The following is a 21,693-nucleotide window of genomic DNA, read 5'->3' as shown; positions in this document are numbered from 1 at the left end:
GCAGCCGCTCCGGGACGGAGGAAACGCCAATGACAGCGACGGACCCCGCGCTCACCGCTCTCGCCCAGAGCTGGTGCGCCCTCTCCCTGCTGCACGGGAGGATCGAGGCCCACATCGAGCGCGCCCTGCAGGCGCGGCACGACCTCAGCGCGCGCGAGTACTCCCTGCTGGACGTGCTCAGCCGGCAGCACGACGGTGACGGAGGACATCTGCAGATGAAGCAGGTCGCCGACGCCGTCGTCCTCAGCCAGAGCGCCACCACGCGACTGGTCACCCGGCTGGAAGACCGCGGGCTTCTGGAGCGCTACCTCTGCCCCACCGACCGCAGGGGCATCTACACGAACGTCACCGAGGAAGGCCTCGCCCTGCTGGAAGCGGCGCGGCCCACCAACGACGCGGCCCTGCGCGAGGCTCTCGACGAGGCGGCGAAGAACCCCGAGCTGGCCCCCCTGGTGCGGGTCGTGGAGACACTGAAGGCCCCGGTGCCCGCCTAGGACACCTCCCCTGGACGTCCCGCGTAGGGTGCGCGCATGGGAGACCTTGCAATACGTGCCGCCGTCGCGGACGACGTCCCGGCGATCGTCGCGATGCTCGCGGACGACCCGCTGGGCGCGCAGCGCGAATCACCGGACGACCTCAGCCCGTACCTGATCGCGCTGGAGCGGCTCAGTGCCGACCCGAATCAGCACCTGGTCGTGGCGGTCAGGGACGGCCGGGTGGTCGGCACCCTCCAGCTCACGATCATTCCCGGACTGTCGCGGCGTGGTGCGACCCGATCGGTCATCGAAGGGGTGCGCATCCACGCCGACGAGCGCGGCAGCGGCCTCGGGACCCAGCTCATCGAGTGGGCGATCGACGAATCCCGGGACCAGGGCTGCCATTTGGTTCAGTTGACGTCCGACAAGACCCGCCATGACGCTCACCGCTTCTATGAGCGGCTCGGCTTCACCGCCTCGCACACCGGGTTCAAGCTGCAGCTGTGACAGCTGTGGTGCACGTGTGCGGGCGTCCTGTTTCACGTGAAACAGGGCGCCCCTTTGCCCTAGCCGATACCACGCCATCCCTCGGGATCGACGCCACCCGGCACAGGAGCTGTCTCGTCGTACGGCTGGCGCGTGAACAAGAACGAGCCGAGGTCCAGGTGGCTCACGGCCCCGCCCGGCCGCTGTACGGCCTTCAGGAGCTCGCCGGCGTAGTAGCCGTCCAGCCCTGTCCATGTGCCGTCGCTGTTCGGGCGAAACCTGGACCGGCGGCCGCCGCCGGTCAACGGCCCCAGGGACACGAGCCCTTCTGCCGTCAGCCGCAGAACGAAGGCGTGCGTCCCCCAGTACCACTGCCCCGTCAGGTCCAGCAGTGACGGGTCGACCTCGCTCAGCGGCTTCCAGGGGGCAGGGATGCGCGGCTCTGCTTCGGCGACGATACGGACCAAGTCGGCCGCGACAGTGAACAGCAGCGGCCCGGACGTGGCATTGGCGAGGACGATCGCCGCCACGTCGTCCTCGACGCTGATCATGAGACAGGCGAGAAAGCCGGGCAGGGAACCGGTGTGGCCGACGAGAGACCGTCCGTTCCGTCGCCGGATCTCCATACCCAGGCAGTAGGCGTAACCGCTCGCCACGTCCGCGGCCTCATGCGGTGCGGCCGGTGTCCTCATCTCCCTCAGCGACGCGGCGCTCAGCACCCGATCGTCGCCGTTGACCAGGAAGACCGCGAACCGTGCCAAGTCGGCTGTCGTCGACCAGAGTTGCCCGGCCGGTGCCATGCGCCCCAGATCCTCGGTGGGTTCGGGGAGCAACACGTCCGCCCAGGGGTGCACGGCCCAGCCACCCGCGTGGGGAGCCTGTGGCCGCACGCTCGTGCGATGTAGCCCCAACGGTTCGAGCACTTCACGCCGAAGGACGTCCTCCCACGGAGCCCCGCGGAGCTTCTCGATGAGTGCGCCGAGCAGCGCGTAGCCCGGGTTCGAGTAGTGGAAGCGGCGGCCGGGCGGGGCCAGCAGAGGCCGCTCACCCAGGACGTCGGCGAGCTCGGGCCGCAGGGTCCCCGGGCTCCGCTCCCACCAGGGCCCCGGGGTCTCGGCCGCCAACCCACTCGTGTGCGCGAGGAGTTCGGCGATGGTCGCCTCCCCCACACCGGTGCCCGGCAGATGCTTCTCCAGCGGATCCCCCAGATCCAGGGCACCCTCGTCCCGCAGCCGCAGCACGAGAACCGCCGTGAACGTCTTGGTGATCGAACCGATCCGGTACTGCACGTTCTCGTCCGGCGCATGGCCTTCCACCGACGTCCGTGCCCCCGTCCACACCGTGGTCCCGCCTCGCACGACGGCCGCGACGAGCGACGGAACCCGCCCTTCGGCCTGCGCGACAGCGATCCGGTGCAGCAGAGCGCGACGGGTGCCGGGAAGCAGCTCTTCCTGAGATGTCGTCATGGGCCCAGTCCACCCGGCGGGCAGCCCTGCGTCGAGCACATTTGGATCAGTGACGCTGAGACCCCGTCGTGCCGGGCCTCACCACCGCTGACTTGCCGGCTGCGCCACCGAGCACAGGGACCCCGCGCGAGCCCCGATCGTGAACCGATGAGTTCCCCTCGCCGCGTCGGTCCGTACGCGTGAGACCGACTCACGGAAGGCTGACGCCATGCGGAAACTGATCTACGGCATGAACCTGTCCCTGGACGGCTACATCGCCGCGCCCGGCGACGACATCGGCTGGAGCGTGCCGAGCGACGAGCTGTTCCAGTTCTGGTCGGACCAGTTGCAGGCGACCGACCTGTCGCTGTACGGGCGCAAGTTGTGGCAGACGATGAGCTCCTACTGGCCGACCGGCGACCAGCAGCCCAACGCCACCCCGGCGGAGATCGAGTTCGCGCGCCGCTGGCGGGACATGTCGAAGGTGGTGTTCTCCTCGACGATCGACGAGGTCGACTGGAACACCCGCCTGGTCACCGGTGACGCGGTCGCCGAGATCACACGGCTCAAGGCCGAGGACGGCGGCCCGATGGACATCGGCGGCGCGACGCTCGCCGGGGCGGCCATGCGGGCCGGGCTGATCGACGAGTACGTGCTGGCCACCGCGCCGGTCCTGGTGGGCGGCGGCACACCGTTCTTCGCCGCGCTGGACAGCTGGGTGAACCTGAACCTGGTGGAGACGCGGGCGTTCCCCTGCGGCGTGATCCTGACCAGGTACGAGACGAGGCGCTGAGCGCCCGTCCGGAGGCAGGGGCCATCCGCGGGGGACACCCGGAGAAGCCGGCTCGGTTGCCCCGTGCACGCGACCTCATGGCCCGCGAGTCCACACCGGCCGGGATCAGGTCTGCGCCATGTCCACGAATCGTGAGTAGTGCCCCTGGAAGGCGACCGTGATTGTCGCCGTCGGACCGTTTCGGTGCTTGGCCACGATCAGGTCGGCCTCACCCGCACGCGGCGACTCCTTCTCGTAGGCGTCCTCGCGGTGCAGCAGGATGACCATGTCGGCGTCCTGCTCGATGGAGCCGGACTCACGCAGGTCGGACACCATCGGCTTCTTGTCCGTGCGCTGCTCGGGGCCACGGTTCAGCTGCGAGAGCGCGATGACCGGAATCTCCAGCTCCTTGGCCAGCAGCTTGAGGTTTCGGGACATGTCCGAGACCTCCTGCTGACGGCTCTCCGCCCGCTTGGAGCCACCCGACTGCATCAGCTGAAGGTAGTCGATGACGACCAGCCTGAGGTCGTTGCGCTGCTTGAGGCGACGGCACTTGGCACGGATCTCCATCATCGACAGGTTCGGCGAGTCGTCGATGTAGAGCGGCGCCGCAGAGACGTCCGGCATGCGCCGGGCGAGGCGCGTCCAGTCCTCGTCCGTCATCGTGCCGGACCGCATGTGGTGCAGGGCGACCCGGGCTTCGGCGGACAGCAGACGCATCGCGATCTCGTTGCGCCCCATTTCGAGCGAGAAGATCACGCTCGGCAGGTTGTTCTTGATGGAGCACGCCCGCGCGAAGTCCAGCGCGAGCGTGGACTTACCCATGGCCGGACGCGCGGCGATGACGATCATCTGGCCCGGGTGCAGGCCGTTGGTGAGCGAGTCGAAGTCCGTGAATCCCGTGGGCACACCGGTCATCTCACCGCTGCGCGAGCCGATCGCCTCGATCTCGTCGAGCGCGCCCTCCATGATGTCGCCGAGCGGGAGGTAGTCCTCACTGGTGCGCTGCTCGGTGACCGCGTAGACCTCGGCCTGGGCGCGGTTGACGATCTCGTCGACGTCGTCGTCGGCCGCGTATCCCATCTGCGTGATACGCGTGCCGGCCTCGACCAGGCGGCGCAGAACGGCCCGTTCATGGACGATCTCCGCGTAGTAGGCCGCGTTGGCCGCCGTGGGCACCGTCTGGACGAGGGTGTGGAGGTAGGACGCCCCGCCGACCTTGTTGATCTCGCCGCGCTTGGTGAGCTCGGCCGCGATCGTGATGGGGTCGGCCGGCTCGCCCTTGGCATAGATGTCGAGGACGGCCTGGTAGATCGTCTCGTGGGCCGGTTTGTAGAAGTCGTGGCCCTTGAGGATCTCGACGACGTCGGCGATGGCGTCTTTCGACAGGAGCATGCCGCCGAGGACGGACTGCTCGGCATCGATGTCCTGCGGTGGTACCCGCTCGAACGACGGGGCCGATCCGCTGTCCCAGCCCCCGCCGTCCCTGCCGCGCTCATGCTGTTCGTCGCGGCCCCGGCCGCCGTCACCCCGTCGACGGGAGGCGGGCAGACGATCACTGGGACCACTGTCGGCCCACGGATCGTCCAAGGGCTCGGAAATGCTCACCGAGCCACCTCCTCCCGTCCGCCGAGGCGGACCTAGCCGTGCCCCTCTTTTGTACGGCACGGCACTGACAAATAAGAGGCCCAACTCCGGTTGGCACGCGCCGGTTTTGTGGTGTTTTGAAAACCGGCGGACGGAGCGGGCGCCGGACCACCGTAGGCCCCCGGGCACCGTCAGCCAATCTGGTTATCCACAGGCCATGTGGACGACGGCCCAGATGCTGTGGAGAACTCGCCGAAACCTGTGCACGAGCCGGTGGACAGGCCTGTGAACAAGCAGTCAGATGTCTCCGGGCAACCTCTCTGACCTGCGATGTTGCCGTCCACCGGCTGTGCAGAAGAAAAACTTTCCCAAGCGGCGCAAGATCGCCTCGAACAGTGCACAGGAGTGCGCACCCGGAGACGGAAAGTAAGGGTCACAAAAGCTTTGCATCTCTTACCTGTGGACGATTAGATTGGTGCACATGACACAGGCTCCAGCGCGCCGCCGAACCGGCCGGAGACAGCACGACCGCGAGATCGTCGCCCTGGCCGTGCCGGCCTTCGGTGCCCTCGTCGCCGAGCCCCTTTTCCTCATGGCCGACACCGCCATCGTGGGCCATCTCGGCACAGCCCAACTCGCCGGACTCGGCGTCGCCTCGGCCCTGCTGATGACCGCCGTGAGCGTCTTCGTCTTCCTCGCCTACGCCACGACAGCAGCGGTCGCCCGCCGCGTCGGAGCGGGTGATCTCCCAGCCGCCATCCGACAAGGCATGGACGGCATCTGGCTGGCACTGCTGCTCGGCGTCGCCGTCATCGCCGTCGCCCTGCCGACGGCACCCCAACTCGTAGACGTCTTCGGCGCCTCGGACGCGGCGACTCCCTACGCGACCACGTACTTGCGCATCTCCGTCCTCGGCATACCGGCCATGCTCGTCGTCCTGGCCGCGACCGGCGTGCTGCGCGGTCTGCAGGACACCCGGACCCCGCTCTATGTCGCCATCGCCGGCTTCGTCGCCAATGGCGCCCTCAACGCAGGGCTCGTCTACGGCGCCGATCTGGGGATCGCCGGTTCCGCGTGGGGCACCGTCATCGCCCAGTGCGGCATGGCCGCGGCCTACCTCGTGGTGGTGCTGCGAGGAGCCCGCAAGCACGGCGCCTCGCTGCGCCCGGATGCCGCCGGGATCAGGGCCTCCGCACAAGCCGGCGTGCCGCTGCTGGTCCGCACCCTCTCCCTCCGGGCGATCCTGATGATCGCCACCGCCGTCGCCGCCCGACTCGGGGACGCCGACATCGCCGCCCACCAGATCATTCTCTCCTTGTGGAGCCTGCTGGCCTTCGTCCTCGACGCCATCGCCATCGCTGGGCAGGCCATCATCGGACGCTATCTGGGGGCCGGTGACGCCCAGGGAGCCCGGGAGGCGTGCCGTCGCATGGTGGAGTGGGGCATCGCCGTCGGTGTTGTACTCGGCGTCTTGGTGGTCATCCTCCGACCCGCGTTCCTGCCGCTGTTCACCAGCGATACGGCGGTCAAGGACGTGGCACTGCCCGCCCTGGTCATCGTCGCCCTCTCCCAGCCGATCTCCGGCATTGTCTTCGTGCTGGATGGGGTCCTGATGGGCGCCGGCGACGGCCCGTACCTCGCCTGGGCCATGTTGCTCACCTTGGCGGTCTTCACACCGGTCGCCCTGCTGGTCCCAGTGCTGGGTGGTGGGCTCACCGCTCTCTGGGCCACGATGACGCTGATGATGACGGTGCGGATGCTGACGCTGTGGCTGCGCGCCCGCTCAGGCCGCTGGATCGTGACCGGTGCGACCCGCTGACCGTTTCACGTGAAACGTTGCCTGTTTCACGTGAAACACGACGAGTTCCACAGAGCCCGGTGTTTCACGTGAAACGGGACGTCGTGATCAGGGACGTCGCCCGCAGGCAGGCTGACCACAGACACGATTGGGGCCGCACCCCACAGGGTGCGGCCCCAACGCTTACTGCTTCAGCAGGCGCGGCACTCAGGCCGCGACGACCTCGATGTTGACCTTGGCGGCAACCTCGGGGTGCAGACGCACGGACGTCTCGTGAGCGCCCAGCGTCTTGATCGGCGAGCCGAGCTCGATGCGGCGCTTGTCGACCTCGGGGCCACCGGAAGCCTTGATCGCGGAAGCGATGTCGGCCGGCGTGACGGAACCGAAGAGACGACCGGCGTCGCCGGAGCGAACGGCCAGACGGACCTTGACACCCTCGAGCTGGGCCTTCACAGCGTTGGCCTGCTCGATGGTCTGGATCTCGTGGATCTTGCGAGCACGACGGATCTGCTCGACGTCCTTCTCGCCACCCTTGGTCCAGCGGATAGCGAACTTCCGCGGGATCAGGTAGTTGCGAGCGTAACCGTCCTTGACGTCGACGACGTCGCCCGCGGCACCGAGGCCGGAGACCTCGTGGGTGAGGATGATCTTCATGAGTCGGTCACCCTTCCCTTATCGCGCGGTGGAGGTGTAGGGCAGCAGCGCCATCTCACGGCTGTTCTTCACGGCCGTGGCGACGTCACGCTGGTGCTGGGTGCAGTTGCCGGTCACGCGGCGGGCACGGATCTTGCCGCGGTCGGAAATGAACTTCCGCAGCATGTTCGTGTCCTTGTAGTCCACGTACGTGACCTTGTCCTTGCAGAATGCGCAGACCTTCTTCTTCGGCTTGCGCACAGGCGGCTTAGCCATGGTGTTTCTCCTGTGTGATCAAGAAGTGTGAGTACGAGCTCCCCCTTAGAAGGGAGGCTCGTCCGAGTAGCCGCCGCCACTGCCGCCGGAGTTTCCACCCCAGCCGCCGCCACCGCCCTGGTTGCCACCGGCGGGAGCGCCGGTCGCCCAGGGGTCGTCAGCGGGAGCGCCGCCGCCCTGCTGGCCACCGCCGGGGCCGCCGCCCCAGCCGCCGCCACCCTGGCCGCCGCCACCGCCGCTGAAGCCACCCTGGCCGCCCTGGCCACCCCGGCCGCTGGTCTTGGTGACCTTGGCCGTGGCGTTGCGCAGGCTGGCGCCGACTTCCTCGACGTCCAGCTCGTAGACCGTGCGCTTGACGCCCTCACGGTCCTCGTAGGACCGCTGCTTCAGCCGGCCCTGCACGATGACGCGCATGCCTCGCTGGAGCGACTCCGCGACGTTCTCCGCCGCCTGACGCCAGACCGAGCAGGTCAGGAACAGGCTCTCGCCGTCCTTCCACTCGTTCGTCTGACGGTCGAAGGTGCGGGGGGTGGACGCGACACGGAACTTCGCGACCGCCGCACCGGAGGGGGTGAAGCGCAGCTCGGGGTCGTCGACAAGATTGCCGACAACCGTGATGACGGTCTCGCCTGCCATGGGGGAACCTCTCGGCGGGTTTGCTCTGGCTGCTTGCTACTCGAATCCCGGGATCAGCTGAGCCGAAGCTCAGTGCATCTCGGGACGGAGGACCTTGGTCCGGAGGACCGACTCGTTCAGGTTCATCTGGCGGTCGAGCTCCTTGACGACCGCAGGCTCGGCCTGCAGGTCGATGACCGAGTAGATGCCCTCGGGCTTCTTCTTGATCTCGTACGCGAGACGACGACGGCCCCAGGTGTCGACCTTCTCGACCTTTCCGCCGCCGTCACGGACGACAGAAAGGAAGTTCTCGATCAGCGGAGAGACAGCGCGCTCCTCGACCTCGGGGTCGAGGATGACCATCACCTCGTAGTGACGCATGTGGAACCCACCTCCTTTGGACTCAGCGGCCACGGTCGTTCCGTGGCAGGAGGGTTGTGATGCGTAGCAACGGTATCGGCCACCACTGACAGTCGGGGGTTCTGATGAGGAGCCCCTGCCATGACATGGGCAGACACCGGTGCGGACGGTACAGAGTACCCGCACAGCGGCTTGCGGTTGAAATCCGGCCGCCAGGGCAGCCAATCTGTACACATCGGGTGTGTATGGCGCTACGATGCGCCGACTTTCGCAGGAGGTGCCCTATGGCACAGGCATTGCGACCCAACACCGCCGGCGGCCTCTTCGCCACGGACGGCAAGCCCCATCCCCTCCAGGACACCCTGCTCGCGGTGACCCTGGTGCTGGGCCTCACCGCGTTCCTCACCGCGATCATCGACGAGGATCTGCACCTGCTCAGCTCCTGGGCCGGTCTGGTGGGCATCCTCACGGGCGCGTACGGCCAGTGGATCTCGGAGACGACCCGCGAGCGCTTCGGACTGATCCTCGGCCTGGGCGCATCCGGCGTCGGGTTCTTCCTGGGCATGGCACACGGCGGTCTCATCGGCTGACGCCAGGACACCTCCTCTTCCGAACACCGGGTCACGCCCCGGCCGGCATCGCGCCGGGGCGTAGGTCCCGTGCGGCCAACCGGCGCGCTCCCACGGCGCAGTAGGCTTCGCGCGAGAGCCGGAGCCCCTGAACCCATGGGGACACACCAGCCCGAGGAGCGCCCCGAATGAGCCTGACCCTGAGGACCATCAGTCGCGAGCAGCATCTGGCCTACATCCAGAGTCTGCCGTCGGCGAGCCACATGCAGGTCCCGGCCTGGGCTGATGTCAAGGCGGAGTGGCGCTCCGAGAACCTCGGATGGTTCGACGACCGCACCGGCGAGATGGTCGGTGCCGGGCTGGTCCTCTACCGGCAGCTTCCCAAGATCAAGCGCTACCTCGCCTACCTGCCCGAGGGCCCGGTCATCAACTGGTTCGCGCCGAATCTCCAGGAGTGGCTGGAACCGATGCTGGCGCACCTGAAGCAGCAGGGCGCCTTCTCCGTGAAGATGGGCCCGCCCGTGATCATCCGACGCTGGGAGGCGCCCTCCATCAAGCAGGGCATCCAGAACCCGGACGTCAAGCGCCTGCGGGACATCGAGGCCGACCACATCGAACCGCGTGCCTTCGAGGTCGCCGACAAGCTGCGCCGCATGGGCTGGCAGCAGGGCGAGGACGGCGGCGCCGGCTTCGGCGACGTCCAGCCCCGTTACGTGTACCAGGTGCCGCTGGCGAACCGCTCCCTGGAAGAGGTCCACAAGAACTTCAACCAGCTGTGGCGCCGCAACATCAAGAAGGCCGAGAAGGCCGGCGTCGAGGTCGTCCAGGGCGGTTACCAGGACCTCGAGGAATGGCAGCGGCTGTACGAGATCACGGCCGTGCGCGACCACTTCCGGCCGCGCCCGCTGTCGTACTTCCAGCGCATGTGGACGGCCCTCAACACCGAGGACCCCAACCGCATGCGGCTGTACTTCGCCCGGCACAACGGCGTGAACCTGTCGGCGGCGACGATGCTGATCGTGGGCGGGCACGTCTGGTACTCCTACGGCGCCTCCGACAACATCGGCCGCGAGGTCCGGCCCTCGAACGCGATGCAGTGGCGCATGCTGCGTGACGCCTACGCGCTCGGCGCCACGGTCTACGACCTGCGCGGCATCTCCGACTCGCTGGACGAGACCGACCACCTCTTCGGCCTGATCCAGTTCAAGGTGGGTACCGGCGGCCAGGCGGCCGAGTACCTCGGCGAGTGGGACTTCCCGCTGAACAAGCTGCTGCACAAGGCGCTCGACATCTACATGTCGCGCCGTTGATGTCCCTTTCAGTGCTTCTATACCCCTGACACACGGCAACCGCTGATTCACGGCGACCACGAGAAAGGTTCCAGGTCCGGCCATGGCGCTCACGCTCTACGTCGACACCGCGCGCTGGCGTGCGCACCACAAGCACGTGCAGGAGCAGTTCCCGGGCCTCGTGCCGGTCTGCAAGGGCAACGGCTACGGCTTTGGACACGAGCGCCTGGCGGAGGAGGCCACGCGGCTCGGCTCGGACATCCTCGCCGTCGGCACGACGTACGAGGCCGCCCGGATCAAGGACTGGTTCAGCGGGGACCTGCTGGTGCTGACGCCCTACCGGCGCGGCGAGGAGCCGGTGCCGCTTCCGGACCGGGTCATCCGCTCCGTCTCGTCGATAGACGGGGTGTACGGCCTGGTCGGCGCCCGCGTGGTCATCGAGGTGATGTCCTCGATGAAGCGGCACGGCATCAGTGAGCAGGACCTGGCCCAGTTGCACGCCGCCATCGAGAACGTCCGCCTGGAGGGCTTCGCCATCCACCTGCCGCTGGACCGCACCGACGGCTCGGACGCCGTCGAGGAGGTCATCGGCTGGATGGACCGGCTGCGGGCCGCCCGTCTGCCCCTGCACACCATGTTCGTCAGCCACCTCAAGGCCGACGAACTCGCCCGGCTCCAGCAGCAGTTCCCGCAGACCCGGTTCCGGGCCCGCATCGGCACGCGGCTGTGGCTGGGGGACCACGACGCCACCGAGTACCGCGGTGCGGTCCTGGACGTCACGCGCGTCGCCAAGGGCGACCGCTTCGGCTACCGGCAGCAGAAGGCGGCCTCCGACGGCTTCCTGGTGGTCGTGGCGGGCGGTACGTCCCACGGAGTGGGTCTGGAGGCTCCCAAGGCGCTCCACGGCGTCATGCCGCGTGCCAAGGGTGTCGCCCGGGCCGGCCTCGCGACGGTGAACCGGAACCTCTCCCCGTTCGTCTGGGGTGGCAAGCAGCGCTGGTTCGCGGAGCCGCCCCACATGCAGGTCTCGATCCTGTTCGTGCCGGCGGACGCACCGGAACCGAAGGTCGGCGACGAGCTGGTGGCCCATCTGCGCCACACCACCACGCAGTTCGACCGGATCATGGACCGCTGACGACGCGACGCAGCGCCTCTGCCCGCGCGGCAGGAAGGCCGTACACGGTTTCCCGTGTACGGCCTTCGTCGTCCCGTCTACGCCATCTCGCGCCGTGCGCTCAGGGTGAACCGTCCGTGGCGTCGGGCCGGCCCCACTCGACCGACGGCCCGTCGAACCGGGCGGTCTTCTGCCGTACGCCGCGGGCAGCGGGGCCGAGCACGAAAGCGTCCTCGGCGCCGTCGAGCACTCCGCCCGAGGGATCGTCGTCACCGGACCGCCGCACCGGATCCCGCTCGGGCAGGAAGATGTCGCGCACGACCATCACGCACAGGTAGAGCGTCCCCAGCAGGTGCAGGGCGATGGCCCAGTGGTAGCCGTCGGTGGGCAGGCCCTTGTGGGCGTCTCCGCTGGTCGTGTACGCGAGGTAGAGCCAGATCCCGAGGAAGTACGCCACCTCGCAGGCCTGCCAGATCAGGAAGTCCCGCCACTTCGGGCGGGCCAGGACGGCCAGCGGTACCAGCCACAGGACGTACTGCGGCGAGTAGACCTTGTTGGTGAGGATGAACGCCGCCACGATCAGGAAGACGAGCTGAGCGAACCGCGGGCGCCGCGGGGCGGTCAGTCCGAGCGCCGCGACAGCCGCACAGCACACCAGCATCAGCAGCGTCGCCAAGGTGTTGACGGTGTCGGTGCTGAGCGGGTCGTCCGAGTTCTGCGCCATGATCAGCCAGAAGGAGCCGAAGTCGACGCCCCGTTCCTGGCTGAACGTGTAGAACTTCGACCAGCCGTCGAACGCGAACAGCATCACCGGAGCGTTCACGACGACCCAGGCGACGATCGCACCGCCCAGAGCCGTTCCGAACGCACGCCACTTACCCGCCCGCCAACACAGCACCATCAGGGGCCCGAGCAGCAGGAACGGATAGAGCTTGGCGGCCGTGGCGAGCCCCAGCAGGACACCGAAGGCGAGCGATCGGCCGCGCGACCACATCAGCATCGCGGCGGCCGTGAGAGCGACCGCGAGCAGGTCCCAGTTGATGGTCGCCGTCAGCGCGGCGGCGGGCGCCAGGGCGACCAGCAGACCGTCCCAGGGGCGCCGTGCGTGGGTGCGGGTCACACAGACGGCGATGACCGACGCACACACCATGAGCATCCCGGCATTGACCATCCAGTACCACTGCTCCTGGTACTGGATGGTGCCGCTGCCGGGCGTCAGCCAGGAGGCGACCTCCATGAAGACGCCGGTGAGCACCGGATACTCCAGGTACTGCATGTCGCCGGGCAGCCGGTCGAAGTACGGCACGAGCCCATCGGCGAAACCGCGCCCCTGATAGAGGTGCGGGATGTCCGAGTAGCACGCGTGCGTGTACTGGGAACTCGCGCCGAAGAACCACGCGCCGTTGTAGCAGGGCGCCTTCTGGACCAGGCCGAGGGCGAACATGCCGATCGCCACCAGCGCGATCACCCGCACGGGAGTCCACCAGGACGCCCCGAGCAGGGCACGCCGCCCGAGCGGGCCGCCGATCAGCTCGCTGCCGGCCGCGGCGACCTCGTCCTCCTTGGTCGGCCGCACCGGGTCCGGCTCATGGACGCTCGCTTGCGTCGATTCTGCACTGGGCATGCCGCACATCCTGCCGTACGTGTCTGGCAAAACGCCGAGGGCCGCCGTACCCACGAGGGGGCGGCGGCCCTCGTTTCACGTGAAACACCTTCGCGTTTCACGTGAAACACCCAAGCCGGGCGGTCTCTGAGCGGCTATTCCTCTGGCCCTCCGAAGATGCCTCCGTTGCCATTGCCCCTGGTATTGCCACCTGTCTCGCTTGTGTCGGTCGGTGCGGGCGGGGAGCTCACTCCACCGTCCGTCCCACCGTTCTCCTGGCCGCCGTTCTCCTGGCCGCCGTCGTTCTGGCACCCGAAGAACCCACAGGTTTCGCTCGGGGTGGGCGACGGACTGGTCGGGGTCTCGCTGGGCGTGGCACTCGGCGACTCGGTCACCGTCTCACTGGGCTCCACGGTGGGCGTGGGGGTGGGCGTCGGCGCACCCAGCTCGTCCTGGATCTGGCCGATCTTCTCGGCCTGCGGGAAGCCGAGGTCGGGCTCATCCTTGAGCGCGGCCTTCATGTACTCGGTCCACACCAGGGTCGGAACGTCACCACCGTGGATGGACTTCTCACCCGCCGTGCCGTTCATGGAGAGCAGCTTGGCGCTCTTGGGGTCCTCACGGAACATCGCGACCGAGGTCGACAGCTGCTGGGTGTAACCGACGAACCAGGCCGACTTGTTCTCGTCGGTGGTACCGGTCTTGCCGGCCGCCGTACGGCCGAGGGCGAGCGCTTTCGTACCCGTACCGTTCTGGATGACGTTCTCCAGGACGTTCGTGACGTTGTTGGCCACCTGCTCGGGCATCGCCCGGGTGACCCTCGGCTTCTCGAAGCCCTGGATCTCCTGGCCGTTGAACTTGACGCTCGTCACCGAGTACGGGGCGGCCTGCTTGCCCGACGCGGCGAACGTCGCGTAGGCGTCGGCCATACGGATCGCACTGGGAGTCGACGTACCGAGCGCGAAAGACGCGTTGAGCTCGGCGAAGCTGCCCTCCAGGATGCCGGCCTTCTCGGCCACATCGGCCACGTTCTTCATCCCCACGTCCATGCCGAGCTGCACGAACGGCGTGTTCACGGACTGCTCCATCGCCTTGCGCAAGGAGATGTAGCCCCAGGGGTAGTCGCTCTCGTTCTCCTGGAAGAACGGCGTGTTGTCCTTCTTCAGGACGTAGCTTCCGTCGTTCTTCCTGACCTTGAGATGGTCGTTGCCGTTGTACTTGCTCAGCGGCGAGACCCCGACTCCGTCGCTCTTGTACGTGCCGTGCTCCATCGCCGCCGCGAGCACGAACGGCTTCCACGTCGAACCGACCGGGACACCTGCGGTGTCCGCGTTGTTGTTGAAGTGGCCGTTCTCGTAGCCGGCTCCGCCGTACAACGCGACGATCGCGCCGTCCTTGGGCTTCACCGACGCCGCACCGAACTGGACGTGCTTGTCCAGCTCCCGGTTCTTCGGGTCGAGCTTCTCCTTCTCGACCTTCTTGACGGCCTTCGCCAGCGCCTCGACCTTGTCCTTGTCGAAGGTCGTCTTGATCTGGTAGCCGCCCTGGTCGAACTGCTTCTCGGAGATGTTGGAGTGGTTCAGGACGTACTTCTTGGCCGTGTCCGCCAGGTACCCGATCTGGCCGGTCATGCCCTTGGATGCCTTGCGTCCCTGGAGCTTGGGGAAGTTCTTGATCGCCTCTTGATACTGCTGGTCCGTGATCCTGTCGTCGTTGTGCATCTGCTCGAGGATCCAGCTCCAACGGGCCTTGGCGCGCTTGGTGTTGGCATCCCGGGTCGCCGAGGAGTCGATGCCCTCGTTGCCCGCCGGGTCGTAGTAGGTCGGGCCCTTGAGCAGAGCGGCGAGGAAGGCACACTCGTTCGGCTCGAGATCCTTCGCTTCCTTGCCGAAGTAGGTCTGCGCGGCCGCCTGGATGCCGTAGGCGCCTCGACCGTAGTACGAGGTGTTGAGGTAACCCTGGAGGATCTTCCCCTTGCTGAACTTGGTGCCTACCTTGATGGAGATGAACATCTCCTTGAACTTGCGGCTGACCGTCTGTTCCTGGCTCAGGTAGGTGTTCTTGACGAACTGCTGGGTGATCGTCGAACCGCCCTGCGTGTCACCGCCCCGTGCCATGTTCGCCACGGCCCGGGCGATGCCCATGGGGTCGACACCGGAGTCCTGGTAGAAGCTCTTGTTCTCGGCCGAGATCACCGCCCACTGCATGGCCTTGGGAATCCGGTCGATCGTGACGTTCTGCCGGTTCTGGCCGCTGCCCGCCGCGACCATCTGGGTGCCGTCGGCCCAGTAGTAGACGTTGTTCTGCGACAGGGCCGCGGCGTTCTCCTCGCTGGGGACGCCCACCATGGCGTAGCCGATGCCCGCCACGGCCACCAGGCTGCCGAAGAAGCCGATGCACAGCCCGGAGACGAGCTTCCAGGAGGGCACCCAGCGCTGCCAGCCGTACCTACCGGCCCGCGGATAGTTGATCATCCGCTTCTTGTCGGGCACGGCGGCTGCCCGCCCCCTGCCCCGGCCGGGCCCGTGCGGGCCACCGGGACCGGCACGCCGGCCACCTCGGGCCGGTTCGGCCGCTCTGCGGCGGCTGCCGCCCGTGCTTCTCTGCGCCGCGCGGCGGGCCTCGGCACGGCCGCCGTACTGACGCTCCTCACCCCCTGAGTCGTACGCGTCCGACCCATAGGAGTCGGACGGAGACCCGGTGGCGCCTCGCGGTGCCGCGCGGCGGCCGGAGGACGAGCCGGACTGGCCGCGTCGGGCCGCGGCACGTCCGCCTCCCTGCGGCTGCGGCGGTTTGCGACGGTGCTCGCTCATCGAACGACTACTCCTCGGGCAGGCGCACCTTTGCGCGCCTGGAAACGGCGGCTGGTTTCCGGTCCCCCCGAAGTACGGATGCGGTCGGCTCCGCATTCATCGGTCCCGTGTGCACCCGTACTACACCGAGGACCACGACGCTCTCAGGCGTCACTCGGTTCCCGGTGATGTGCATGGCGCACAGACTACGCACCGTCAAAACCCTCCGAGCCCCGAAGTTCACCTCAAATCAGGCAAGTCGTGTCCGATGAATCGGTGATGTGATCCCGTTCACCCGACCCCCTCTTGTCGCATGCGGAAGGCCGTTCTATCGTCGTGATGTATCGAGTCGATACATCAGCCCGACACATCGGTCCGACACATCGGTCCGATACACGCGCACCGCGGCGAGAGGAGGCGACGATGAGCCGGCGTTCCGGGATCCTCGAGTTCGCCGTACTCGGCCTGCTTCGCGAATCTCCGATGCACGGGTATGAGCTGCGCAAACGGCTCAACACGTCCCTCGGGGTGTTCCGTGCGTTCAGCTACGGGACGCTCTACCCCTGCCTCAAGACGCTGGTCGCCAACGGCTGGCTGATCGAGGAACCGGGCACCACCCCCGAGGACGCCCTCGCCGCCCCCCTCACGGGGCGCCGCGCCAAGATCGTCTACCGGTTGACGGCGGAGGGTAAGGAGCACTTCGAGCAGCTGCTCTCGCAGACCGGGCCCGACGCGTACGAGGACGAGACCTTCGCCGCCCGTTTCGCCTTCTTCGGCCAGACCTCGCGCGATGTGCGCATGCGCGTACTGGAAGGCCGTCGCAGCCGGCTGGAGGAGCGGCTGGAGAAGATGAGCGCTTCCCTGGCCCGGACCCGGGAGCGCCTCGACGACTACACGCTCGAGCTCCAGCGCCACGGGATGGAGTCCGTGGAGCGCGAGGTGCGCTGGCTGAACGAGCTGATCGAGAGCGAGCGGGCGGGGCGGGACCTCAAGGGTCCGGCCGCCGGGGGGCCCGCCTCGCGTGACACCACATCTGGAGCGTCGGGCGGCCTGCCCCGGCCGGGGGGCGACCCCCGTCCGGATACGCCCGACGACACCGCCACGTGAGAGCCCAGTCAGGGCCTCACTCGTACACACAGGGAGCAACCGGAATGGGTTCGGTTCGCGTAGCCGTCGTCGGTGTGGGCAACTGCGCCGCATCGCTGGTGCAGGGAGTCGAGTACTACAAGGACGCCGACGCGGCGTCCAGGGTGCCGGGCCTGATGCACGTCCAGTTCGGCGACTACCACGTCAGCGACATCGAGTTCGTCGCCGCCTTCGACGTGGACGCCAAGAAGGTCGGTCTCGACCTGGCGGACGCCATCGGCGCCTCCGAGAACAACACCATCAAGATCTGCGACGTGCCCAGCACCGGTGTGACGGTGCAGCGCGGCCACACCCTCGACGGTCTCGGCAAGTACTACCGCGAGACCATCGAGGAGTCCGCCGAGGAGCCGGTCGACGTCGTGCAGGTCCTCAAGGACCAGCAGGTCGACGTCCTCGTCTGCTACCTGCCCGTCGGCTCCGAGGACGCTGCGAAGTTCTACGCGCAGTGCGCCATCGACGCCAAGGTCGCCTTCGTCAACGCCCTCCCGGTCTTCATCGCCGGCACCAAGGAGTGGGCGGACAAGTTCACCGAGGCGGGCGTGCCGATCGTCGGCGACGACATCAAGTCGCAGGTGGGCGCCACCATCACGCACCGCGTCATGGCGAAGCTGTTCGAGGACCGGGGCGTCGTCCTGGACCGCACCATGCAGCTGAACGTCGGCGGCAACATGGACTTCAAGAACATGCTCGAGCGCGACCGCCTCGAGTCGAAGAAGATCTCCAAGACGCAGGCCGTCACCTCCCAGATCCGCGACCGCGAGCTGGGCGAGGGCAACGTCCACATCGGCCCGTCCGACTACGTCGCCTGGCTGGACGACCGCAAGTGGGCCTACGTCCGCCTCGAAGGCCGTGCCTTCGGTGACGTCCCGCTGAACCTGGAGTACAAGCTGGAGGTCTGGGACTCCCCGAACTCCGCCGGCGTCATCATCGACGCCCTGCGCGCCGCGAAGATCGCCAAGGACCGCGGCATCGGCGGTCCCATCCTCTCGGCGTCGAGCTACTTCATGAAGTCGCCGCCGGTGCAGTACTTCGACGACGAGGCCCGCGAGAACGTCGAGAAGTTCATCAAGGGTGAGGTCGAGCGCTGACGCGCCGGAAACATTCGCTCCTGCCAGGGCTGTGAGGGTCCCCGGGTCGCACGACCCGGGGACCCTCCCCGTATGTGAGGCTGGGCCCCATGGCCGTCGTCCGTGACCTGCGCGTCCTCTTGCGCTTCCAGGGTTTCCGGCGCCTGCTCGCCGTGCGTCTGCTGTCCCAGGGGGCCGACGGTGTCTACCAGGTCGCGCTCGCCGCATACGTGGTCTTCTCCCCGGAGAAGCAGGCCTCGGCCGCCGCGGTCGCCTCCGCGATGGCGGTGCTGCTGCTCCCGTACTCGCTCGTCGGTCCCTTCGCCGGCGTGCTGCTGGACCGCTGGCGGCGCCGCCAGGTGCTGCTGTTCGGGAGCCTCTTGCGCGCACTGCTGGCCTGCGCGACGGCCCTGCTGATCCTCAGCCCGGCGCCGGACTGGCTCTTCTACGTCTCGGCTCTGTGCGTCACCGCCGTCAACCGCTTCGTCCTGTCCGGCCTGTCCGCCGCCCTGCCGCGTGTGGTCGACGCCGATCGCCTGGTCATCGCCAACTCCCTTTCCCCGACTGCCGGAACGCTCGCGGCGACCGCGGGCGGCGGGCTCGCCTTCGTCGTCCGCCTGGTGGTGGCGGACTCCGACGCCGCGGTGGTGCTCGTGGGAGCGGGGCTGTACCTGTGCGCGGCCCTGGCGTCCTTGAGCATGGCGCGCGAACTCCTCGGACCTGACCGGCCGTTGACGCGCCAGCGGATCGGGACGGCTCTCACGGACACCGCTCGTGATCTGGCGTCAGGTGTGCGCCATCTGGCCGCGCCGCAGCGCCGTGAGGCCGCCTGGGCGCTCGCGGCGATGTCGCTGATGCGGTTCTGCTACGGCGCCCTGCTGGTCATGCTGCTGATGCTGTGCCGGTATGCCCTCACCTCGACCACGGACGACGGACTCGCCCTGCTGGGAGTGGCGTTGGGAGTTTCGGGTGCCGGCTTCTTCGCGGCGGCCGTGGTGACGCCCTGGGCCGCGGTGCGGCTCGGGCCGGGCCGCTGGATCGTCGCGTGCGCGGGCGCCGCCGCGCTGCTGGAGCCGGCTCTCGGGCTGCCGTTCGCCGCCGCCCCGCTGCTGGCCGCGGCTTTCGTCCTCGGGCTGACCACGCAGGGCGCGAAGATCGCCACGGACACCATCGTCCAGTCCTGCGTCGAGGACGGCTTCCGTGGCCGGATCTTCTCGGTTTACGACGTGCTCTTCAACGTTTCGTTCGTCAGCGCGGCCGCCGTGGCCGCCCTGATGCTGCCGCCGGACGGTCGGTCGGCGCCGCTGGTGATCACGATCGCCGTTATCTACGCGGCGGTAGCTGTGGCTATGGCCCGTTTTGACCTCCGGCGAGTGTCACATCAATGACACAGAGCCACTTCTGACTACTGCGGTGTCAGTGGGGACCGCTACCTTACGTGGGTCTTATCTCGCGACATGTTCGCGTCACTCACCATGTTTTAGGGGGACCCCCAGTGACCACTCCGCCGCCCCAGGGCAATCCATTCGCACAGGGCCAGCCCGTGGCTGCACCCCAGGCTCCGTTCCCGGCCCAGGGCGGTCAGCCCCAGCAGCCCGGCTTCCCGCCCCTGGGTGCCGGTCCGGTCCCCCCGCCGGCCCCCGGCCGACGCTTCAGCAAGAAGCTTCTGCGCATCGTCGGGTTCATCGTCGTCGCGATCATCATCGCCGTGATCAAGTGGCAGGTGGGCAAGACCGACGCGGAGACCACATCCGTGGGCAGCTGCATGCACAACAAGGGCACGCAGTCCCAGCCCGACCTGTCGACGGTCGACTGCTCATCCAGCGATGCCCAGTACGAAGTCGTCGAGAAGTTCGACAACAGCAGCGACGCCGACAAGTGCGAAGCCGTCAAGGAATCGCAGATCGCGTACTACCAGTCGGGCGACAACCACGATGTCGTTCTCTGTCTGAAGACCGTCAAGTAGAGCCAGAAGCACGGGGCCGGCGTTTCACGTGAAACACCGGCCCTCTGTATGCCTCAGTGCGAAGCCCCGGGGTCGTGTTTCACGTGAAACACGACCCCTGAGGGGCTTCAGCTCTCCTGCCCCGCCCACCACTCCTTGAGCGCGGCCACCGCGGCGTCGTGCTCCATCGGCCCGTACTCCAGACGCAGCTCCAGCATGTGCTGGTACGCCCGGCCGATGACCGGCCCGGGGCCCACGCCGAGGATCTCCATGATCTGGTTGCCGTCGAGGTCCGGACGGATCGAGTCCAGCTCCTCCTGCTCCTGAAGCTTGGCGATCCGCTCCTCCAGCCCGTCGTACGCACGCGACAGAGCGGCAGCCTTGCGCTTGTTCCGGGTCGTGCAGTCCGAGCGGGTCAGCTTGTGGAGGCGGTCGAGGAGCGGGCCGGCGTCACGGACGTAGCGCCGAACCGCCGAGTCCGTCCACTCTCCCGTGCCGTAGCCGTGGAAGCGCAGGTGGAGTTCGACCAGACGTGAGACGTCCTTCACCAGTTCGTTGGAGTACTTCAGGGCCGTCATGCGCTTCTTGGTCATCTTCGCCCCGACCACCTCGTGGTGGTGGAACGAGACCCGCCCGTCCTTCTCGAACCGGCGCGTGCGGGGCTTGCCGATGTCGTGCAGCAGGGCGGCCAGGCGGAGGGTGAGGTCGGGACCGTCATCCTCCAGCGCCATCGCCTGCTCCAGGACGATCAGTGTGTGGTCGTAGACGTCCTTGTGCCGGTGGTGCTCATCACGCTCCAGACGCAGCGCCGGAAGCTCGGGCATCACGCGGTCGGCGAGGCCCGTCTCGACGAGCAGCGTCAGGCCGGTGCGCGGCTGCTGGGAGAGGATCAGCTTGTTCAGCTCGTCCCGCACCCGCTCGGCCGAGACGATCTCGATGCGTCCGGCCATGTCCGTCATCGCCGTGACGACCTCGGGGGCGACCTCGAAGTCGAGTTGGGCCGCGAAACGCGCGGCCCTCATCATGCGCAGCGGATCGTCCGAGAACGACTCCTCCGGAGTTCCCGGCGTCCGCAGCACACGTGCCGCCAGGTCCTCCAGCCCGCCGTGCGGGTCGACGAACTCCTTCTCCGGCAGCGCCACCGCCATGGCGTTCACCGTGAAGTCACGGCGGACGAGATCCTGCTCGATGGAGTCCCCGTACGACACCTCGGGCTTGCGCGAGGTGCGGTCGTAGGCCTCGGAGCGGTAGGTGGTCACCTCGATCTGGTACCCGTCCTTCTGGGCACCGACCGTGCCGAAGGCGATCCCGACCTCCCAGACGGCGTCTGCCCAAGGGCGCACGATCTTGAGAACGTCCTGCGGACGAGCGTCAGTCGTGAAATCCAGGTCGTTACCGAGCCGACCCAGCAGCGCGTCCCGCACCGAGCCGCCGACCAGGGCAAGTGAGAACCCGGCCTCCTGGAAGCGGCGGGCGAGGTCGTCGGCGACAGGAGCGACCCGCAGCAGTTCACTCACCGCGCGGCGCTGCACCTGGCTCAGGGCACTGGGCGTTTCTTCGTTCGGCACAACAGAAGAGGGTACGTGGCCCGGGCCCCCGCGAGCTCTCCCCTTTTCCCCGCACGAAAGCATGAGGACACGTCCGTCATACACCCCCAAGCCCAGTCCTGGACCCGCAAACAGCCGCTCCCTTTCATAGAGCGACATACCGGGCAGCGCGG

The 21,693-nt window shown here is 67.9% G+C and carries 20 protein-coding genes; 11 read left to right on the top strand and 9 right to left on the bottom strand.

Annotated features, from left to right (window positions below):
• Nucleotides 1–29 precede the first annotated feature (29 nt).
• Nucleotides 30–494 carry a MarR family transcriptional regulator gene (locus AB0I06_RS27285; protein ID WP_363121467.1) on the top strand — a complete coding sequence of 155 codons (465 nt, stop codon included), beginning with the start codon at nucleotides 30–32 and terminating at the stop codon, nucleotides 492–494.
• 36 nt (nucleotides 495–530) lie between these two features.
• Nucleotides 531–983, top strand: a complete 453-nt coding sequence (locus AB0I06_RS27280) for a GNAT family N-acetyltransferase (RefSeq protein WP_363121466.1) — start codon at nucleotides 531–533, stop codon at nucleotides 981–983.
• A 59-nt stretch (nucleotides 984–1,042) separates the two neighbouring features.
• Here the strand turns inward: AB0I06_RS27280 and AB0I06_RS27275 are convergent, their stop codons facing one another.
• Nucleotides 1,043–2,428, bottom strand: coding sequence for a serine hydrolase domain-containing protein (locus AB0I06_RS27275; RefSeq protein ID WP_363121465.1), 1,386 nt, complete (start codon nucleotides 2,426–2,428; stop codon nucleotides 1,043–1,045).
• Nucleotides 2,429–2,636: 208 nt separating this feature from the next.
• Here AB0I06_RS27275 and AB0I06_RS27270 point away from each other — a divergent pair, with 208 nt between their 5' ends.
• Nucleotides 2,637–3,200: a dihydrofolate reductase family protein gene (locus tag AB0I06_RS27270; protein ID WP_363121464.1), complete on the top strand. Its 564-nt coding sequence runs from the start codon at nucleotides 2,637–2,639 to the stop codon at nucleotides 3,198–3,200.
• Between the two features lie 105 nt (nucleotides 3,201–3,305).
• Here the strand turns inward: AB0I06_RS27270 and dnaB are convergent, their stop codons facing one another.
• Entirely contained in the window at nucleotides 3,306–4,787 is a 1,482-nt protein-coding gene (gene dnaB / locus AB0I06_RS27265) for a replicative DNA helicase (protein ID WP_363121463.1), read from the bottom strand.
• 460 nt (nucleotides 4,788–5,247) lie between these two features.
• Here dnaB and AB0I06_RS27260 point away from each other — a divergent pair, with 460 nt between their 5' ends.
• Nucleotides 5,248–6,585 carry an MATE family efflux transporter gene (locus AB0I06_RS27260; protein WP_363121462.1) on the top strand — a complete coding sequence of 446 codons (1,338 nt, stop codon included), beginning with the start codon at nucleotides 5,248–5,250 and terminating at the stop codon, nucleotides 6,583–6,585.
• A 186-nt stretch (nucleotides 6,586–6,771) separates the two neighbouring features.
• Here the strand turns inward: AB0I06_RS27260 and rplI are convergent, their stop codons facing one another.
• From rplI to rpsF, 4 genes are all read right to left on the bottom strand, one after another.
• On the bottom strand, nucleotides 6,772–7,218 hold the full coding sequence (rplI, locus tag AB0I06_RS27255; RefSeq protein ID WP_033309881.1) for a 50S ribosomal protein L9: 447 nt from the start codon (nucleotides 7,216–7,218) through the stop codon (nucleotides 6,772–6,774).
• A gap of 18 nt (nucleotides 7,219–7,236) precedes the next feature.
• Nucleotides 7,237–7,473 carry a 30S ribosomal protein S18 gene (gene rpsR / locus AB0I06_RS27250; RefSeq protein WP_003949403.1) on the bottom strand — a complete coding sequence of 79 codons (237 nt, stop codon included), beginning with the start codon at nucleotides 7,471–7,473 and terminating at the stop codon, nucleotides 7,237–7,239.
• A gap of 45 nt (nucleotides 7,474–7,518) precedes the next feature.
• Nucleotides 7,519–8,109, bottom strand: a complete 591-nt coding sequence (locus AB0I06_RS27245) for a single-stranded DNA-binding protein (RefSeq protein ID WP_363121461.1) — start codon at nucleotides 8,107–8,109, stop codon at nucleotides 7,519–7,521.
• Between the two features lie 69 nt (nucleotides 8,110–8,178).
• Nucleotides 8,179–8,469 (bottom strand): 30S ribosomal protein S6, encoded by a 291-nt coding sequence (gene rpsF / locus AB0I06_RS27240; protein ID WP_104779105.1) that lies wholly within the window; start codon nucleotides 8,467–8,469, stop codon nucleotides 8,179–8,181.
• Nucleotides 8,470–8,732: 263 nt separating this feature from the next.
• Here rpsF and AB0I06_RS27235 point away from each other — a divergent pair, with 263 nt between their 5' ends.
• From AB0I06_RS27235 to AB0I06_RS27225, 3 genes are all read left to right on the top strand, one after another.
• Nucleotides 8,733–9,038, top strand: coding sequence for a hypothetical protein (locus AB0I06_RS27235; RefSeq protein WP_361871411.1), 306 nt, complete (start codon nucleotides 8,733–8,735; stop codon nucleotides 9,036–9,038).
• Nucleotides 9,039–9,205: 167 nt separating this feature from the next.
• A complete protein-coding gene (femX, locus tag AB0I06_RS27230) occupies nucleotides 9,206–10,327 on the top strand; it encodes a peptidoglycan bridge formation glycyltransferase FemX (RefSeq protein WP_031137685.1) in 1,122 nt (373 codons plus the stop codon).
• Between the two features lie 82 nt (nucleotides 10,328–10,409).
• Nucleotides 10,410–11,441: an alanine racemase gene (locus AB0I06_RS27225; RefSeq protein ID WP_363121460.1), complete on the top strand. Its 1,032-nt coding sequence runs from the start codon at nucleotides 10,410–10,412 to the stop codon at nucleotides 11,439–11,441.
• Between the two features lie 100 nt (nucleotides 11,442–11,541).
• Here the strand turns inward: AB0I06_RS27225 and AB0I06_RS27220 are convergent, their stop codons facing one another.
• Nucleotides 11,542–13,053 (bottom strand): glycosyltransferase 87 family protein, encoded by a 1,512-nt coding sequence (locus tag AB0I06_RS27220; RefSeq protein WP_363121503.1) that lies wholly within the window; start codon nucleotides 13,051–13,053, stop codon nucleotides 11,542–11,544.
• A 125-nt stretch (nucleotides 13,054–13,178) separates the two neighbouring features.
• The gene (locus tag AB0I06_RS27215; RefSeq protein ID WP_363121459.1) at nucleotides 13,179–15,836 is read right to left on the bottom strand and encodes a transglycosylase domain-containing protein; all 2,658 of its coding nucleotides are present in this window, start codon (nucleotides 15,834–15,836) and stop codon (nucleotides 13,179–13,181) included.
• 402 nt (nucleotides 15,837–16,238) lie between these two features.
• Here AB0I06_RS27215 and AB0I06_RS27210 point away from each other — a divergent pair, with 402 nt between their 5' ends.
• From AB0I06_RS27210 to AB0I06_RS27195, 4 genes are all read left to right on the top strand, one after another.
• Entirely contained in the window at nucleotides 16,239–16,922 is a 684-nt protein-coding gene (locus AB0I06_RS27210) for a PadR family transcriptional regulator (RefSeq protein WP_363121458.1), read from the top strand.
• A gap of 44 nt (nucleotides 16,923–16,966) precedes the next feature.
• Entirely contained in the window at nucleotides 16,967–18,049 is a 1,083-nt protein-coding gene (locus tag AB0I06_RS27205) for an inositol-3-phosphate synthase (protein ID WP_363121457.1), read from the top strand.
• Nucleotides 18,050–18,138: 89 nt separating this feature from the next.
• On the top strand, nucleotides 18,139–19,416 hold the full coding sequence (locus AB0I06_RS27200) for an MFS transporter (RefSeq protein WP_363121456.1): 1,278 nt from the start codon (nucleotides 18,139–18,141) through the stop codon (nucleotides 19,414–19,416).
• A 107-nt stretch (nucleotides 19,417–19,523) separates the two neighbouring features.
• Nucleotides 19,524–19,994 (top strand): hypothetical protein, encoded by a 471-nt coding sequence (locus AB0I06_RS27195; RefSeq protein WP_363121455.1) that lies wholly within the window; start codon nucleotides 19,524–19,526, stop codon nucleotides 19,992–19,994.
• Nucleotides 19,995–20,101: 107 nt separating this feature from the next.
• On the opposite strand, the gene AB0I06_RS27190 is transcribed toward AB0I06_RS27195, so the two are convergent.
• Entirely contained in the window at nucleotides 20,102–21,604 is a 1,503-nt protein-coding gene (locus tag AB0I06_RS27190) for a CCA tRNA nucleotidyltransferase (RefSeq protein WP_363121454.1), read from the bottom strand.
• Nucleotides 21,605–21,693: the final 89 nt, after the last annotated feature.

The sequence above is a fragment of the Streptomyces sp. NPDC050674 genome (genome assembly GCF_040654575.1).
Lineage (GTDB): Bacteria > Actinomycetota > Actinomycetes > Streptomycetales > Streptomycetaceae > Streptomyces.
Note: the sequence above shows the minus strand (reverse complement) of the source record. Positions and strands in the feature narration are given on the sequence as shown.

Excerpts from the sequence above, each read along its gene's own strand:
- AB0I06_RS27245 (WP_363121461.1), bottom strand. The coding sequence starts at position 8,109 with ATGGCAGGCGAGACCGTCATCACGGTTGTCGGCAATCTTGTCGACGAC.
- AB0I06_RS27270 (WP_363121464.1), top strand. The coding sequence starts at position 2,637 with ATGCGGAAACTGATCTACGGCATGAACCTGTCCCTGGACGGCTACATC.
- AB0I06_RS27205 (WP_363121457.1), top strand. The coding sequence starts at position 16,967 with ATGGGTTCGGTTCGCGTAGCCGTCGTCGGTGTGGGCAACTGCGCCGCA.
- rplI (WP_033309881.1), bottom strand. The coding sequence starts at position 7,218 with ATGAAGATCATCCTCACCCACGAGGTCTCCGGCCTCGGTGCCGCGGGC.
- AB0I06_RS27280 (WP_363121466.1), top strand. The coding sequence starts at position 531 with ATGGGAGACCTTGCAATACGTGCCGCCGTCGCGGACGACGTCCCGGCG.
- rpsR (WP_003949403.1), bottom strand. The coding sequence starts at position 7,473 with ATGGCTAAGCCGCCTGTGCGCAAGCCGAAGAAGAAGGTCTGCGCATTC.
- AB0I06_RS27285 (WP_363121467.1), top strand. The coding sequence starts at position 30 with ATGACAGCGACGGACCCCGCGCTCACCGCTCTCGCCCAGAGCTGGTGC.
- AB0I06_RS27275 (WP_363121465.1), bottom strand. The coding sequence starts at position 2,428 with ATGACGACATCTCAGGAAGAGCTGCTTCCCGGCACCCGTCGCGCTCTG.
- AB0I06_RS27190 (WP_363121454.1), bottom strand. The coding sequence starts at position 21,604 with ATGCTTTCGTGCGGGGAAAAGGGGAGAGCTCGCGGGGGCCCGGGCCAC.
- rpsF (WP_104779105.1), bottom strand. The coding sequence starts at position 8,469 with ATGCGTCACTACGAGGTGATGGTCATCCTCGACCCCGAGGTCGAGGAG.
- femX (WP_031137685.1), top strand. The coding sequence starts at position 9,206 with ATGAGCCTGACCCTGAGGACCATCAGTCGCGAGCAGCATCTGGCCTAC.
- AB0I06_RS27235 (WP_361871411.1), top strand. The coding sequence starts at position 8,733 with ATGGCACAGGCATTGCGACCCAACACCGCCGGCGGCCTCTTCGCCACG.
- AB0I06_RS27260 (WP_363121462.1), top strand. The coding sequence starts at position 5,248 with ATGACACAGGCTCCAGCGCGCCGCCGAACCGGCCGGAGACAGCACGAC.
- AB0I06_RS27215 (WP_363121459.1), bottom strand. The coding sequence starts at position 15,836 with ATGAGCGAGCACCGTCGCAAACCGCCGCAGCCGCAGGGAGGCGGACGT.
- AB0I06_RS27210 (WP_363121458.1), top strand. The coding sequence starts at position 16,239 with ATGAGCCGGCGTTCCGGGATCCTCGAGTTCGCCGTACTCGGCCTGCTT.
- AB0I06_RS27200 (WP_363121456.1), top strand. The coding sequence starts at position 18,139 with ATGGCCGTCGTCCGTGACCTGCGCGTCCTCTTGCGCTTCCAGGGTTTC.
- AB0I06_RS27225 (WP_363121460.1), top strand. The coding sequence starts at position 10,410 with ATGGCGCTCACGCTCTACGTCGACACCGCGCGCTGGCGTGCGCACCAC.
- AB0I06_RS27220 (WP_363121503.1), bottom strand. The coding sequence starts at position 13,053 with ATGTGCGGCATGCCCAGTGCAGAATCGACGCAAGCGAGCGTCCATGAG.